This is a genomic window from Rhizobium sp. NZLR1 (assembly GCF_017357385.1).
Classification (GTDB): Bacteria; Pseudomonadota; Alphaproteobacteria; order Rhizobiales; family Rhizobiaceae; genus Rhizobium.
This window is the reverse complement of sequence record NZ_CP071633.1, coordinates 93,732-108,179: the sequence shown is the minus strand read 5'-3', so window position 1 is coordinate 108,179 and position 14,448 is coordinate 93,732. Positions and strand designations below refer to the sequence as shown.

13 protein-coding genes are annotated in these 14,448 nt (G+C 62.3%); 8 read left to right on the top strand and 5 right to left on the bottom strand.

What is annotated here, in order from left to right; genetic code table 11:
* The first annotated feature begins 15 nt into the window (after window positions 1–15).
* A complete protein-coding gene (locus J3O30_RS22895) occupies window positions 16–927 on the top strand; it encodes a dihydrodipicolinate synthase family protein (protein ID WP_207584869.1) in 912 nt (303 codons plus the stop codon).
* 46 nt (window positions 928–973) lie between these two features.
* Here the strand turns inward: J3O30_RS22895 and J3O30_RS22890 are convergent, their stop codons facing one another.
* On the bottom strand, window positions 974–2,032 hold the full coding sequence (locus tag J3O30_RS22890) for a LacI family DNA-binding transcriptional regulator (protein ID WP_207584868.1): 1,059 nt from the start codon (window positions 2,030–2,032) through the stop codon (window positions 974–976).
* Between the two features lie 141 nt (window positions 2,033–2,173).
* On the opposite strand from J3O30_RS22890, the gene J3O30_RS22885 reads away from it, so the two are divergent.
* From J3O30_RS22885 to ugpC, 5 genes are all read left to right on the top strand, one after another.
* Window positions 2,174–4,495 carry an alpha-L-rhamnosidase gene (locus tag J3O30_RS22885; RefSeq protein WP_207584867.1) on the top strand — a complete coding sequence of 774 codons (2,322 nt, stop codon included), beginning with the start codon at window positions 2,174–2,176 and terminating at the stop codon, window positions 4,493–4,495.
* 37 nt (window positions 4,496–4,532) lie between these two features.
* Window positions 4,533–5,816, top strand: coding sequence for an extracellular solute-binding protein (locus J3O30_RS22880; RefSeq protein ID WP_207584866.1), 1,284 nt, complete (start codon window positions 4,533–4,535; stop codon window positions 5,814–5,816).
* 62 nt (window positions 5,817–5,878) lie between these two features.
* Complete coding sequence (locus J3O30_RS22875) at window positions 5,879–6,757, top strand: sugar ABC transporter permease (protein WP_207584865.1); 879 nt, start codon at window positions 5,879–5,881, stop codon at window positions 6,755–6,757.
* Window positions 6,754–7,581 (top strand): carbohydrate ABC transporter permease, encoded by an 828-nt coding sequence (locus tag J3O30_RS22870; RefSeq protein ID WP_207584864.1) that lies wholly within the window; start codon window positions 6,754–6,756, stop codon window positions 7,579–7,581. The genes J3O30_RS22875 and J3O30_RS22870 overlap by 4 nt, the downstream gene beginning before the upstream one ends.
* Window positions 7,582–7,585: 4 nt before the next feature.
* Window positions 7,586–8,563 carry a sn-glycerol-3-phosphate ABC transporter ATP-binding protein UgpC gene (gene ugpC, locus J3O30_RS22865; protein ID WP_207584863.1) on the top strand — a complete coding sequence of 326 codons (978 nt, stop codon included), beginning with the start codon at window positions 7,586–7,588 and terminating at the stop codon, window positions 8,561–8,563.
* 23 nt (window positions 8,564–8,586) lie between these two features.
* Here the strand turns inward: ugpC and J3O30_RS22860 are convergent, their stop codons facing one another.
* From J3O30_RS22860 to J3O30_RS22845, 4 genes are all read right to left on the bottom strand, one after another.
* Window positions 8,587–8,937 (bottom strand): type II toxin-antitoxin system RelE/ParE family toxin, encoded by a 351-nt coding sequence (locus J3O30_RS22860; RefSeq protein ID WP_207584862.1) that lies wholly within the window; start codon window positions 8,935–8,937, stop codon window positions 8,587–8,589.
* A gap of 2 nt (window positions 8,938–8,939) precedes the next feature.
* The gene (locus J3O30_RS22855; RefSeq protein WP_097621406.1) at window positions 8,940–9,191 is read right to left on the bottom strand and encodes a transcriptional regulator; all 252 of its coding nucleotides are present in this window, start codon (window positions 9,189–9,191) and stop codon (window positions 8,940–8,942) included.
* 96 nt (window positions 9,192–9,287) lie between these two features.
* The gene (locus J3O30_RS22850; RefSeq protein WP_207584861.1) at window positions 9,288–10,580 is read right to left on the bottom strand and encodes an FAD-binding oxidoreductase; all 1,293 of its coding nucleotides are present in this window, start codon (window positions 10,578–10,580) and stop codon (window positions 9,288–9,290) included.
* Window positions 10,581–10,583: 3 nt separating this feature from the next.
* Entirely contained in the window at window positions 10,584–11,981 is a 1,398-nt protein-coding gene (locus J3O30_RS22845; protein WP_207584860.1) for a PLP-dependent aminotransferase family protein, read from the bottom strand.
* A 239-nt stretch (window positions 11,982–12,220) separates the two neighbouring features.
* Here J3O30_RS22845 and J3O30_RS22840 point away from each other — a divergent pair, with 239 nt between their 5' ends.
* Window positions 12,221–13,303 carry an ABC transporter ATP-binding protein gene (locus J3O30_RS22840; RefSeq protein ID WP_207584859.1) on the top strand — a complete coding sequence of 361 codons (1,083 nt, stop codon included), beginning with the start codon at window positions 12,221–12,223 and terminating at the stop codon, window positions 13,301–13,303.
* 45 nt (window positions 13,304–13,348) lie between these two features.
* Window positions 13,349–14,398, top strand: a complete 1,050-nt coding sequence (locus J3O30_RS22835; RefSeq protein WP_207584858.1) for an ABC transporter substrate-binding protein — start codon at window positions 13,349–13,351, stop codon at window positions 14,396–14,398.
* The last annotated feature ends 50 nt before the right edge of the window (window positions 14,399–14,448 follow it).

Here is a 14,448-nt window from a genome sequence, read left to right as displayed (position 1 = left end):
AACGGAGCTCGATCGATGACGACAGGATGGAAGGGCGTATTTCCCGCCGTAACGACGCAATTCAACGAAGATCTGTCCGTGGATCTCACCGCGACCCAGCGCGTCCAGGACGCGCTCGTCAACGATGGTGTCAACGGGCTGATCGTCATGGGCACATGCGGCGAGAACAATTCGCTCGATCCCGATGAGAAGCGCACGATCCTGAAAGCCGCCGTCGAGGTCGTCAACGGCCGCGTTCCCGTCGTCACCGGCGTCTCCGAATTCGACACCCGCCGTGCCGTCGCCTATGCCCGTGACGCTGAAAAGCTTGGCGCCGATGGCCTGATGCTGCTGCCGGCCATGGTCTATGTGCCGAAGCCGGAAGAGCTGATCGCCCATTTCCGCACCGTCGCCGAAGCGACCTCGCTGCCGATCATGCTCTACAACAACCCGCCGGCCTACCGCGTCAACATCGGCGCCGATGTGCTGAAGGTCCTTGCCGACGTGCCGAATATCAAGGCCGTCAAGGAAAGCGCGCCGGATCCGCGCCGCTTCACCGATCTCATCAATGAATTCGGCGATCGCTTCGATATCTTCGCCGGTCTCGACGATGTTGCGCTCGAGGGCCTGATGCTCGGCGCCAAGGGCTGGGTCTCGGGCCTGACCAGCGCCTTCCCGCAGGAATCCGTGCAGCTCGGCGCCGCCGCCGAACGCGGCGACTGGGAAGAGGCCCGCAAGATCTATCGCTGGTTCATGCCGCTCCTGCATCTCGACGCCGAGCACGACCTCGTGCAGTCGATCAAACTCGCCGAGCAGATCATGGGCCGCGGCTCCGAACGCGTCCGCATGCCGCGCCTGCCGCTTTCAGGCGCCCGCCGTGCAGAAGTCACCGCCATGGTCGAAAAGGCCGCCGCCACGCGTCCCTCGAAGATCCGGCAGGCTGCCTGAGACAACGAGGCCGGCACGCGGCGACTGCCGCTGCCGGGCCTTACCTTCAACGCTGTTTTTTGTCCTCGGACCCGATCAGACTGTTGCGGCTGACCAGCGACGGTATCTGGAGAATATGCTCGGCCGCGGTGCGGCCTTCTATTCTGGAAATGAGCGCCCGGGTAGCGACCTGGCCGAGCTCCCGGCCCGACTGGTCGATACTTGCGAGATTGACGAGGCCGAGGGCAGCGGTCGTCGAGTTGTCATATCCGATGACGGCGAGGTCTTCGGGCACGCGCACGCCCATCTCCATCGCCAGGCTCAGAAGTGTGATCGCGTCGAGATCGCTCCAGCAGAACACGGCGCGCGGCCTGTCCTTCCTCGACAGAAACTTTCGCATCACGTCTTCCCGCTTTGGCGAGGCCATGGGAATTTTGACGATCGGCGCCGGCGAGCCGAGCCCGCCGCGCTGCATCGCCCGGCGGAACCCGATCTCACGCTGGCGGACGACGGAAACCGCGTGCCCCTCGCGCTCGCCGAGGCTCAGCATGCCGATATCGCGGTAGCCGCAGGCAAACAGCGCTTCGACGGCGATCTCCGCCCCCCGCTGGTCGTCGGCATTGATGGTATCGAAGGCCGTGGCGCTGGCATCGTGGTAACCGACCGTGACGATCGGTACCTGAACCGCAAATTTTGCGAGGATCTCCGAGGGCAGCCGCGGCGCAACCAGGATAAGGCCGTCCATCTTGTAGTCGATCATCGACTCGATCAACGAGGTCTCCAGTTGCACGCGCGCATCGCTGACGCCGATCATCGCCTGATAGTGCGACGGCGCCAGCACCCCGTTCACGCCGGCGATCACGTCGGGCAGGAAGGGGTTGCGGATGTCGATCAGCAGCACGCCGATGGTGAAACTCTGGCCGCGCAATCCGCGCGCCGCCCGCGAGGGGCGATATCCGAGCTCCCCGATGGCCTCGGTAACCTTTGCGCGTAGCGCTTCGCTGACGCCGTAGGCGTTCCGCATCACCTTGGAAACCGCCGCGACCGATACGCCTGCATGCGCGGCCACCGTCCGGATCGTCGCGCGATCGTTTCGTTGCGGCTTGTGTTTGTCTTCGACTGACATGAAATCCCGGGCTTGCGGCTACGGGTCGTCAATCGCCCGCAAAACCACCATGGCAGACCGGCAACGAAATTTCTATTGCGCTTTCGAAAAAAATGTAGAACGTTATACGGAGACCGTTCTACAAATCATTGGGAGGTTTTGATGAACTTTCAGCCGGCAGCCATCAGCGGCAACCGCGTTTCGCGCACCTGGTCGGGAGAGATGATCGCGCCGCTGTCGGATGGCGGCCAGGGAACGGCCGCAAGCTTCGTCGCCCAAACCTTCGAACATGACGGCTCCAAGCTTCCGGTCGAGCTGTTCATCTCGGCCCTCGGCCTTTACCGCTGCTTCATCAACGGCGCCCGCGTCGGCGACGACCTGCTGACACCCGGCTGGACGAATTACGACGATCGCCTTGCCTATCAGCGATATGACGTGTCGAACCTGCTCAAGCCAGGCCAGAACCGGATCGAGATCTGGCTTGCCGACGGATGGTACCGCTCGCCCTTGATGTGGGGCGCCAAGGCGATCGCGAACTGCTGGGGCGACAGAATCGGCGCCATCGCGGATCTCATCGGACCGGACGGCACCCTTCTTTCCACCGACACCACATGGCGGAGCGGTCTGTTGCCGATCCTGAAGTCGGGCATCTATTTCGGCGAAATCTACGATGCGCGCGCAGAAAATCTTGTCGGGACCCATGGCACCGAGAGATTGCCGTTCGACAGAGCGTTGCTCGTCGCCCATGAAACCGCGGCGGTGCGGGAATTGCCGCCGCTTGCCCCGATCGAAAGCTGGACCGACGAAGACGGCAGGACGGTTTACGATTTCGGTCAGAATGCCGGCGGTTATATCAGATATACGGTTCGGGGAGCTAGCGGTGCCGAAGTGCAGGTGGAGCATTCGGAAGTGCTCGGCCCCGACCGTCACTTCGACAATCGCAATTATCGCGCGGCCGTGGCGCAGACCGTCTATACACTGCGCGGAGACGGCGACGAGACCTACGCGCCGCATTTCACCTTCCAAGGTTTCCGCTATGCCAGGGTGACCATATCAGGCGATGCTGAGATCCTTGCAATCGCATCCATCCCGATCTCGTCGGTGCCCGAGCCTGCCGGCGGCTTCACCTGCGGCAATCCCCTCGTCAATCGCCTCGTCGAGAACACCATCTGGTCGCAGCGCGCCAATTTCGTCGAAGTGCCCACAGATTGCCCGCAGCGCGACGAACGCCTGGGCTGGACGGGCGACGCCCAGGTATTTGCCGCAACCGCCTGCTGGCTGAGCGACAGCCAGTCTTTCCTGAGGAAGTATCTGCGCGATGTGATGGCCGACCAGCGCGAGGACGGCGCCGTCTCGCATTTTTCGCCGGATCCGACACGTCTGCATCCCGCCGATTTCCCGGGCTATGCCGGCTCGACCGGCTGGGGCGACGCGATCGTCGTCATCCCCTGGGTTCTCTACACCCATTACGGCGATCGGGCCGTGTTGTCCGAGTGCCTGGATTCCATGGTCCGCTGGGTCGATTTCGTCTGGTCGATCTCGGATGGTCCGCTGGTGCGCCCGCCGTCCCGCTGGGGCGATCGCGGCTTCACCTTCGGAGACTGGCTGCAGCCGGTCGGCGACAACAGAAAACCCCGGCCGACGATCGCCGACGACTGCGCGGCGACACTCTATCACTTCATCTCAACCGACCTTCTGGCGAAGATCGCAGCCGTTCTCGGCGAGCATAAGCTTGAAGATGAGATGAAGCGGCGGGCCGGCGAGATCCGGCGGGCCTTCGCCAACGAGTTCATCACGCCGGCGGGACGGCTGGCGCATAACGACCAGACGTCCTATGCACTGGCCTTCCTGCACGATCTGATACCGGCAGAACATCGGCCAGCCGCCGAGCAGCATTTCCGCCAGGTGATCATCGATGCCGACTACAGGATCGGCACCGGCTTCATCGGCACACCTGCCCTGCTGCCGGCCCTGACGAAGCTCGGGATGGACGACCTGGCGGCAAAGGTCTTCCTGCAGGAAGACGTGCCGGGCTGGCTCTACCAGGTCTCGAAGGGGGCGACGACGATCTGGGAGCGCTGGGATTCGATGGCGCCGGACGGCACGATCTACGAACCCGACATGAACAGCTACAACCACTACGCCTATGGCGCCGTCTGCCAATGGCTGTTCGAATCCGTTGCCGGAATTTCGCCGAGCCCTGATGCACCCGGATTTGCCGAGGTGATCGTCGATCCCGCGCCGATTGCCGATCTCTCGCCGGTTGCGGCCCATCATGACATCGACCAGGGCCGCATCGAGGCCGGCTGGCATTGCACCGGCAACAAGGTCACCTATGTGCTGACCCTTCCGGAAGGATGCATCGGCCGCTTCCGGCCCGGGCGGCGGCACCGGAACCCGTCGCTCAACGGCGAGCCTGTCGTCGAGGAAGCCGTCCTTCCCCCGGGCACGCACCAGTTGGTTTTTTGGATACCGGATTCTTGAGGAGCATACACGTCACATCGTTCAGAGGAGGAACGTCATGACACATCGGATAAAGCTTATTCTCGCCGGCGCATCCGCGCTTTTGGCGTTGGTCGCGGCCGGCCCGTCGCATGCGGAAACGACGCTGTCGTTCCTGATCGACAACAACCCCGACACGGTCGCAGCGGCCGAAGCGCTGGTTGCCGCCTACCAGGCCAAGGCGCCTGACGTGACGATCGAAATCGAGCCGCGGGCGGGCGGTGGCGAGGGTGACAACATCATCAAGACGCGCCTGGCAACGGGCGAGATGTCCGATGTGTTCCTCTATAATTCCGGTTCGCTGCTGCAGGCGCTGAAGCCGGCGCAGACTCTCGTCGATCTGAGCGGGCTCGCGTCGCAGGCGAAGGTGGACGACGGCTTCAAGTCGGTGGTCAGCGCCGAAGGCAAGCTCTACGGCGTTCCCTTCGGCACGGCGATGGCCGGCGGCATCCTCTACAACAGGAAAATCTACCAGGACCTCGGCCTCACCGTTCCGAAGACATGGGCTGATTTCATGGCCAACAACGCCAAGGTCAAAGCCTCAGGCAAGGTCGCCGTGGCGCAGACCTATCGCGATACCTGGACCTCGCAGCTATTCGTTCTGGCCGACTATTACAACCTGCACGCGGCGGTGCCGAACTTCGCCGCCGACTATACCGCCAACAAGGCGAAATACGCGGAAACGCCGGCGGCCATGAAAGGCTTCGAACGGCTGAAGGACATTCACGACGCCGGCCTGATGAACGAGGACTTCGGCGCGGCAAGCTATGACGACGGCCTGAGAATGGTGGCGACCGGCGAGGCCGCGCATTATCCGATGCTGAGCTTCGCAGTCGGCGCGCTCAAGCAGAATTATCCCGAGAACCTCGCAGATGTCGGGTTCTTTGCGCAGCCGAGCGACGATGCGGCGACGAACGGCCTGACGGTCTGGATGCCGCCGGCCCTTTATATTCCGCTGACCAGCCAGCACGCCGAGGAAGCGAAGAAATTCGTGGATTTCGCCGGAAGCGTCGAAGGCTGCAAGATCATGGTTGAAACCAACACCGTGCAGGGGCCTCCCTTGATCGACGGCTGCGATCTGCCTGCTGACGTACCGCCTGCGGTAAAGGACATGCTCCCCTATTTCGACGCCAAGGACAAGACGACCCCGGCGCTGGAATTCGTTTCGCCGGTCAAGGGGCCGGCCCTCGAGCAGATCACCGTCGAAGTCGGCTCCGGCATTCGCCAGCCGGCCGAAGCGGCGAAACTCTATGACGACGATGTGCGCAAACAGGCCAAGCAGCTCGGCCTGCCGAACTGGTAGCGGTCTTTCGAGACAACCTCGCTCCCGAGGGGGCGAGGTTCCACCCGATCGAAGAGATAGATATGATCGAGACACGCCCCCGCTCGCGCAAATCGCCCTACCCGCTGTGGTTTTTCATTCCCGCTGCCATCATCTACGGCGTGCTGTTTCTGGTTCCGACGGTATCGTCTCTCTGGTTCAGCCTGACGCGCTGGGATCTTTCGACGGCCGAATTCATCGGGCTCGAAAACTTTCAGCAGTTCTTTTCCGAACCGTTCCTGGTCAGGGGGCTGGTCAACACGCTGATCTATGCCGTGACGACATCCGGCCTGAAGACGGTCTGCGGGCTGCTGCTGGCGGTGCTCTTGACCAGCAATATCTTCGCCCGCGGCTTCCTGCGCACGCTGGTCTTCTTTCCCGTCCTGGTCTCGACGATCGGCATCGGCATCACCTTCACCGTGATGATGCATCCGACCAAAGGCATCATCAATGTCACGCTCGAAACGCTCGGCATTCCGGGACCCGGATGGCTCACCAATCCGGCGCTCGCGCTTTTTTCGGTGGCCCTCGTCGATCTGTGGAAGGGTGTCGGCCTCGCCACCCTGATCTTCATCGCCGGCCTTGCTGCGATCAGCCCCGACTATTATGAGGCGGCGAGAATTGACGGAGCCACGCGTCTTCAGCAATTTTTCCGGGTTACCCTGCCGCTTGTGCGTCCCGCCACCGTCACCGTCGTGACATTATCGCTGATCGGCGGGCTTCGCTCGTTCGATCTGATATGGGCAATGACCCGCGGCGGGCCGGGTTTTTCCTCCGATGTGATCGCCTCGGTCATCTACAAGCAGTACCAGGCAGGCTTCTACGGTCTGTCGACCGCCGGAAACGTCATCCTGTTTGCGCTGATTGCCGCAATCATCCTGCCACTCACCCTATGGCTCAACCGGCGCGGGGTCGAAGAATGAGAAGCATCCGCCCTTATGTGACCGGCGCGATAGCCCTTGCCGTCGCTGCCGTCATCTTCGTCATGCCCTTCGTTTTCGTCGCTCTCCAGGCGGTCAAGTCGAAGTCCGAAGCGTCCCGCCTCGATTTCGAACTGCCTGCGCAGTGGCTGTTCTGGGACAATCTTGTCGCCGTCTTCAAGGCGCGCGATTATCAGCTGGTGCTTGCCTATTTCAATTCGACCCTGATCACCGTCGTCTCCGTCACCATCCTCATCCTGCTGTCGGCGATGGTCGGATATGTCATGCAGCGCCGCAAGACCGCCTGGAACAGGGTGGCATCCATTGCCCTTTTCATGGGGCTGATGATGCCGCCCGCCGTCGTTCCGACGATCGGCCTGCTGCAGGATATCGGCCTCTTCAAGACCATGACCGGGATGATCCTGATCCAGGTCGCCTATAATCTCTCGTTCTCGACCTTGCTCTACCGGTCGTTCATTTCGACCATACCGCGCGACCTCGACGAGGCGGCGCTGATCGATGGCGCCAAGCCCCGGCAGATTTTCTTCAGGGTGATCCTGCCGCTGCTGAAGCCGGTGACCGTCACCAACATCGTCGTGCAGTCGATTGCGATCTTCAACGATTTCACCAACCCGCTCTACTACCTGCCCGGCAAGGAGAACGTGACGGTGCAGCTGACACTCTATAATTTCCAGAGCATGTATACGAGCCAGTACAATCTTCTCTTCATGAACATCCTCCTCGTTACGATCCCGCCGCTGATCGTCTTCATCTTCTTCAACCGCCAGATCGTCGCGGGCATGACATCAGGCGCAGTCAAAGGGTAGTGGAATGGCTGAGCTCACTCTCAAACAGGTTCGCAAGAGCTTCGGCGCCCTCGAAGTCATCAAGGGGGTCGATCTGGAGGTTGCCTCCGGCGAGTTCGTCGTTTTCGTCGGCCCGTCTGGATGCGGGAAGTCGACGCTGCTGCGCATCATCGCCGGCCTGGAGGAGACAACGTCGGGCGCGCTGACCATCGGCGGCAAGGACGTGACCTATGCCGAACCCTCCGAGCGCGGCATTGCCATGGTGTTCCAGAGCTATGCGCTCTACCCGCATATGACCGTTGCCGAGAATATCGGCTTCGGACTTTCGCTTGCCCGCCGCCCGAAGGCAGAGATCGCCGAAAAGGTTGCTGCCACGGCCGAAACGCTGCAGCTCACCCATCTCTTGCAGAGAAAACCGAAAGCGCTCTCCGGCGGCCAGAGGCAGCGCGTCGCCATCGGCCGCGCGATCGTTCGCGATCCCCAGGTCTTCCTGTTCGACGAACCGCTCTCCAATCTGGACGCGTCGCTTAGAGCTCAGATGCGTCTTGAGATCGCCGATCTTCACGCCCGCCTGAAGTCGACGATGATCTATGTCACCCACGACCAGGTCGAGGCGATGACGATGGCGGACAAGATCGTCGTCCTCAACGGCGGAGCAGTCGAGCAGATCGGCAGCCCGATGGAACTCTACCGCAATCCCGCGACACCCTTCGTCGCCGGCTTCATCGGCAGCCCGAAGATGAACCTCTATGGCGGCGAAACCGCACGGCGATTGAACTGCACAACCTACGGCATCCGTCCGGAACACATCAGGCTTTCGGAAGATGCCGGACAATGGCAAGGCAAGATCCGGCATGTCGAACGGCTCGGTGCCGATGCGATCCTCTATCTCGATGTCCCGGAACTCGGCGAGATGGTCGTGCGCGCTGAAGGCGAGACGCCGTTTGCGCCTGACATGACGGTCTGGGCAGACCCGGTCGAGGGAGCCGAACATCGGTTCTGAGGCCGGACCGATGATAGCCCGCATCACGATTGTTTGCGTGAGAGTACCGCCAAATCCTCTTTCAGCCGAACCGGCAGATTCATCCGCTCGTGAAGGATGCTCATGACACCGAGATCACCGTTCTGAAGCTCCCGAAAGAACACACGGTGATGCTCGTAGCAGCCGAAATAGGCCGAACGCTTGATGTCTTCGGGCACGGCCAGACGTTGCGGAAGCTGCCGCCAGATCAGCCGGTCCTCGCATAGGCGCTGCAAATAAGCATGCAGCCCGAGAATATACGCGTCTGCCTGATTTTCTCCCCACGCCTCAACCGTATCGCGCCAAATCTTGTCCTGCGCTGCATCGGCGCGTGAATAAAATCGAAAAGCCGGCATGGCTATCGGCGCTTGTTACGGCGGATGACGTCTTCGGCCGAAACGGCGACAAATTCGCTGTCTTCGGCCCGCATCGCGGGCGCAAGCTCCTTTTGCAGCATATCCCAGGCCTCATCACGGGTCTGCAGGTCGCGTCGAATGAGAGCACGAATATATTCGCTGGCGTTTTCATAGAGGCCGTCGTCGCCGACCTGCTGCTGGATATGATCCTGCAACTGCCCGCTGACCTTCACATGAATGCTACCCGATGCCATCGCCATACCCTTTCGTTCTTATTTATCATGGGTAGCGTAGCATATATTGTCAATATTCATCACACCCGCCTTCGCTCATCCGAGCACATCCGTGGCTCAGAACCGGTCGGGACGCAGCGGCGCCAGATCGATGGCCGGAGTCCGTCCGGCGACAAGCTCAGAAACGAGATAGCCGGTCAAGGCGGACAATGTCAGGCCGAGATGGCCATGACCGAAGGCATAGGTGACGCGGGGCAAGCTGCGGGAGTTGCCGATGACGGGAAGCGAATCCGGCATGGATGGGCGAAAACCCAGCCACTCGTCGCTGCCTTCTCCGGCCGCCGGCAGGAGCCTTTTCACGCCCGCCCGGATCATTGCGGTCCGCCTGGGATTCAAGGGAGCGGCAAGCCCGCCGAGTTCCACCGTCCCGGCCGCACGCAGCCCGTCCGCCATCGGCACCATGTAGAAGCCGTGCTCGGGATAGCAGACCGGGCGCGACAGCAGATTGCCCGCCTGCGGGAACAAGACGTGATAACCGCGTTCGGTATCGAGCAGCACACGATCGCCGATCGACACCGTAAGCTTGCGCGAATGGGCGCCGGCGGCCACGACGGCGCGGTCCGCAAGGACTGCCTTGCCCGCGATCCTGAGGCAGACGCCGTCGTCGCGCGGCTCGATCGCCGAGACGTCGCCGCGGACAATGTCTCCGCCGCCGTTTACGAGCGCTTGCGCCAGCGCGAAGGCGAGTTGTTTGGGGCTGGAAAACATATAGGCGTCGGGGAATAGCACGCCCTTGTGGTAGAGCGGCGCAAGATTGGGCTCGATGCTGCGGATATCGACCTGTTCCAGCCGCTCCATGGCGACGCCATGGCGTTCACGCAGCGCGTTTTCGGCGTCGGCTGCCCGGAATTGCGCTTCGGTCTTGTAGAGATAGAGGCAGCCGTCATGCCGCTTCAGATGCTCGGCGCCGGCCTCCCTCACCAGCGGTTGCCAGGCGGCATCGGCGTGAGACAGCAGCATCGCCAAGGTTCCGGCAATCCGTTCGACCTCGGCCTTCGTGCTCGATGCCAGAAAGGCGCGCAGCCATGGGACCAGGTGCGGCAGGTATCTCCAGACAATCGCCAGCGGACCGAGCGGATTGAGCAGCATTCCCGGTACGCGCCAGATGACGCCGGGGGTGGCGACAGGAACGACGCCGTGCGGCGCAAAGGTGCAGGCATTCCCGTAGGAACAGGCCTGCCGGTAGGATGCATCGCCCAATGGCGGCGCCGGATCGATAATCGTGACCCGGTGCCCCATTCGCTGCAGCCACAGCGCCGAGCAGAGGCCAACCAGTCCCGCGCCGACAACAGCCACATGCCGGCGCTCGGCCTCAGGCAAGGGGGAAAGCTCGGCAAGCGGCCTGTTCATTGTCTAGACCAGGCCGGCCAGGGCGCGGGGACGATCGTTCAGCGTCGCGGCGATGATGCGCAGCGCGGTTGCCAGTTCGTCCCGCGACGATGCGCAGCCGACATTGACGCGAACGGCATGTTCGACCGGCTGGCGGTCGCAGGCAAAGGCGGTGGCCGGCATGACGGCAACGCCGTGGGCGCGCAGATTGGCGGCGAAATCCTCGCATCGCCACGGTGCCGGCAGCCTCAGCCATAAAAACATGCAGCGCGGATCGGCGGAGAAGGAATGACCGGCAAGCATCGTCGTGACGAGCGCGTGACGAGCGCGCAGCTCGGCAAGCTGGGCCTTAAGGATCGCTTCGGCCGTGCCGTCCTCCAGCCAGCGGGTGGCAAGCAGCAGCGGCAGCGGAGAGGGCATCCAGGCCGTCGTGCGGACCGCCTCGGCCGACAGGACCGCGCGGCCGGGCGGGCAGGTGAGATAACCGACGCGCAGGCCTGGCGCCAAGGCCTTGGAGAGCGCCGAGATATGGTAGGTCCTGGTCGGAGCAAGCGTGATCAGGGCGCTCGCACGGGTCCCGAGCATCGGTCCGTAGACATCGTCCTCGATAATGACGAGATCATGTTTTTCCGCGACCTCGGCCAGTTCCCGCCGGCGCGCCTCGCTCATGGTGACGACCGACGGATTGTGCATCGAGGGAACAGTGAAGACGGCGCGCACGGACTCGCGGCTGCAGATATCGTCGAGTTCCGCCGCCGACATGCCCTGCTCGTCGCTTCCGATGCCGATGATGCGGAAGCGGAACATCTGGGCCAGCGCGATCAGGCCGTAATAGGTCAGCCGATCGCAGACGATGGTGTCTCCCGGCTCGATCAGGCTGCTGATCACTGCCAGCAAAGCGTGCTGGGCGCCGCTGGTGACGACGATATCGTCTTCGGACGGATCGAAGCCGTTGAGCGAAATCCATTTTCGCGCCGCATGGCGTGCCCAGGCCGGGCCTTCCGGCGGCTGGTATTCCTGCATCTGGCGGAAGCGCCGGTCCGATGACAGGTCCGGCAGGGATTGGGCGAGGCGCTGCTGGAAATCATCGACAGCCGGCCGGTTGACCGTCAGGTCTATGATGCCGGCCGGGCTCGCCGCCCGGTCGACCCGTGGCATGGCGCCGTCGCCGGTGACGATCGTGCCGCGCCGGGTGCTGCCCATCACCAGATTGAGGTTCTGCAATTCGCGGTAGGCGCGCGTGACCGTGGAAACGTTGAGCGAGCGCTCGCGTGCGAGGTCGCGTTGCGGCGGCAGCTGGCTGCCGGGCGGCAGGGCGCCCGAGCGAATCCTCGCCTCGAGCTCGCTTGCCAGTTCGAGATAGGCCGGTATGCGCGTTTCCCGCTTCTGGTTTGTCTGGCTCACTTCCGATCTTTCAGACATACAATTCCTGCAATCAGTGTACAATTCCCTCAGCCGGACGCAGGATATTCGATCGCCGCCCCCACAATTCAGCTTAGTTTCTTGCGACATAGCACGCTTTCTCGCCGTTTTCGAGAGCTGCGGTCTGTTGCCATACAAAATTATTTGTGTGGCTTGACAAATAGAAGTCGACCGAGACAATATAGTCTTGCATCGAGACAAAGAGGCAGGGACCCGGCCGATGCGAACAGGAGGAATTCATGAGCGAGCGCTTCATCGCCTTCGAAGGTGTGCGTAAATCCTATGACGGCATCAGCTACGTCGTGCGCGGCTTAGACCTCGAGGTCGCAAAGGGCGAGTTTCTGACCCTTCTCGGTCCCTCCGGATCCGGCAAGACCACGACGCTGATGATGCTGGCCGGTTTCGAGGCTCCGAGCGGTGGCACGATCACCCTTGCCGACAACCGGATCGACAGCGTTCCGCCGCATCGCCGCAATATCGGCGTCGTCTTCCAGAATTATGCGCTCTTCCCGCATATGACCGTCGGCGAGAATGTCGCCTTCCCGCTGAAGATGCGCCGCCTCGGCAAGGCCGAGATCACCGAGCGGGTTCGCCGCGCCCTCGACATGGTGCGCATGGCGAGTTTCGAAACGCGGCGGCCCAACCAGCTTTCCGGCGGACAGCAGCAGCGCATCGCGCTTGCCCGCGCGCTGGTCTTCGAGCCGCAACTCGTGTTGATGGACGAGCCGCTCGGCGCGCTCGACAAGCAGCTTCGCGAACATATGCAGCTCGAGATCAAGCACCTGCATGCCCGTCTCGGCATCAATGTCGTCTACGTCACCCATGACCAGAGCGAGGCGCTGACCATGTCGGATCGGGTCGGCGTGTTCAATGACGGCATCCTGCAGCAGATCGCGCCGCCGCATGCGCTCTACGAGACGCCGGCAAATCCCTTCGTCGCAACCTTCATCGGCGAGAACAATGCGATAGCAGGCAAAGTCCTCACGATCGACCATTCGGTCTGCCGAATTCGTGCGCCGGACGGTTCGATCATCATTGGCTACGCCGGCGAAGGTTTGAAGGAAGGCGCGCGAGCAACCCTGGTCTTGCGGCCAGAGCGGATTCAGCTGGCGCCGGCCGCCGAGGTTGCGAACCGGTTCACCGCCACGCTCAAGGAAATCATCTACCACGGCGACCATGTCAGATTGCGCGTTTCCGCCTGCGGCTGCGACGACGTCTTCATCAAGGTCGCCGCAGCCCAGGGCATTCCGGTTCAGTCGCTCGGCTCGAGCACCGTCATCGGCTGGGCGCCGGAGGATTGCCGCGCGCTCGCGCTCTCCTGAGCCATTTTTTCTTTCGTAAACGCAGCAACAAAAAGGGGAACCACCATGATGCGTTTGAATTGCATGCTTCTCAGCTCCGTCATGACGCTGGCAATCGCGGGCACCGCGCTTGCCGAGGACACGCTGACCGTCACATCCTGGGGCGGCGCCTATACGAAGAGCCAGGAGGAGGCCTTCTTCAAGCCCTTCGCCAAGGAAACCGGCACCAAGATCCTCCAGGATGAATGGGACGGCTCGACCGCCAAACTGAAGGGCATGGTCGAGACCGGCCAGGTGACCTGGGACGTCGTCGACGTCGAACCCAGCCATGCGCTGCAGGGCTGCGACGAAGGCTGGCTCGAGACGATCGACTATTCGAAGCTCGGCGGCAAGGACGCATTCATCGACGGCGCCGCGATGGATTGCGCGGTCGCGACCATCGTCTTCGGCACCATCTATGCCTATGATGCCGCCAAATTCCCGAACGGCGGGCCGACGACGATGGCCGATCTGTTCGATACGACCAAGTTCCCCGGGCCGCGCGCCCTGCGCAAGTCACCGAAGACCACGTTGGAATTCGCGCTGATTGCCGATGGCGTCAAACCCGCCGAGGTCTACAAGGTGCTCGGCACACCGGAAGGCGTCGATCGCGCCTTCAAGAAGCTCGACACGATCAAGAAGGATGTGAAGGTCTGGTGGACGGCCGGTGCGCAGCCGCCGCAGCTTCTCGCCGATGGCGAGGTCGTGATGACCACGGCCTGGAACGGCCGCATCTATGACGCGGTCAAGAACAGCGGCAAGAACTTCAAGATCGTCTGGGACGGCCAGGGAATGGACTTCAATCTCTGGGCCGAACCGAAAGGCTCGAAGAACAAGGAACTGGCGGACAAATTCGTCGCCTTCACCGTCAATCCCGATGTGATGGCGCAACAGTCCAAATACATCTCCTATGGCCCGACCCTGAAAGCGGCCATAGCCAAGGTCCCGCCGGATATTCTCGTCGATCTGCCGACCGCGCCCGACAACACGAAAAACGCCTTTGTCGTCTCCTCCGAGTTCTGGGCCGATCATGATGAGGAGTTGACCGAACGCTTCAACAAGTGGCTCGCACAGTAACCTCGTCGGGCGGGCGAGTGTCCCCCTGGCGTCGTCCGCCCCTTTCTCTA

Bases quoted from the DNA above. Each gene is read 5' to 3' on its own strand.
- J3O30_RS22875 (WP_207584865.1), top strand. From the start codon at position 5,879: ATGATCGAGACACGCCCCCGCTCGCGCAAATCGCCCTACCCGCTGTGG.
- J3O30_RS22845 (WP_207584860.1), bottom strand. From the start codon at position 11,981: ATGTCTGAAAGATCGGAAGTGAGCCAGACAAACCAGAAGCGGGAAACG.
- J3O30_RS22895 (WP_207584869.1), top strand. From the start codon at position 16: ATGACGACAGGATGGAAGGGCGTATTTCCCGCCGTAACGACGCAATTC.
- J3O30_RS22855 (WP_097621406.1), bottom strand. From the start codon at position 9,191: ATGGCATCGGGTAGCATTCATGTGAAGGTCAGCGGGCAGTTGCAGGAT.
- ugpC (WP_207584863.1), top strand. From the start codon at position 7,586: ATGGCTGAGCTCACTCTCAAACAGGTTCGCAAGAGCTTCGGCGCCCTC.
- J3O30_RS22885 (WP_207584867.1), top strand. From the start codon at position 2,174: ATGAACTTTCAGCCGGCAGCCATCAGCGGCAACCGCGTTTCGCGCACC.
- J3O30_RS22870 (WP_207584864.1), top strand. From the start codon at position 6,754: ATGAGAAGCATCCGCCCTTATGTGACCGGCGCGATAGCCCTTGCCGTC.
- J3O30_RS22890 (WP_207584868.1), bottom strand. From the start codon at position 2,032: ATGTCAGTCGAAGACAAACACAAGCCGCAACGAAACGATCGCGCGACG.
- J3O30_RS22850 (WP_207584861.1), bottom strand. From the start codon at position 10,580: ATGAACAGGCCGCTTGCCGAGCTTTCCCCCTTGCCTGAGGCCGAGCGC.
- J3O30_RS22860 (WP_207584862.1), bottom strand. From the start codon at position 8,937: ATGCCGGCTTTTCGATTTTATTCACGCGCCGATGCAGCGCAGGACAAG.
- J3O30_RS22880 (WP_207584866.1), top strand. From the start codon at position 4,533: ATGACACATCGGATAAAGCTTATTCTCGCCGGCGCATCCGCGCTTTTG.
- J3O30_RS22835 (WP_207584858.1), top strand. From the start codon at position 13,349: ATGATGCGTTTGAATTGCATGCTTCTCAGCTCCGTCATGACGCTGGCA.
- J3O30_RS22840 (WP_207584859.1), top strand. From the start codon at position 12,221: ATGAGCGAGCGCTTCATCGCCTTCGAAGGTGTGCGTAAATCCTATGAC.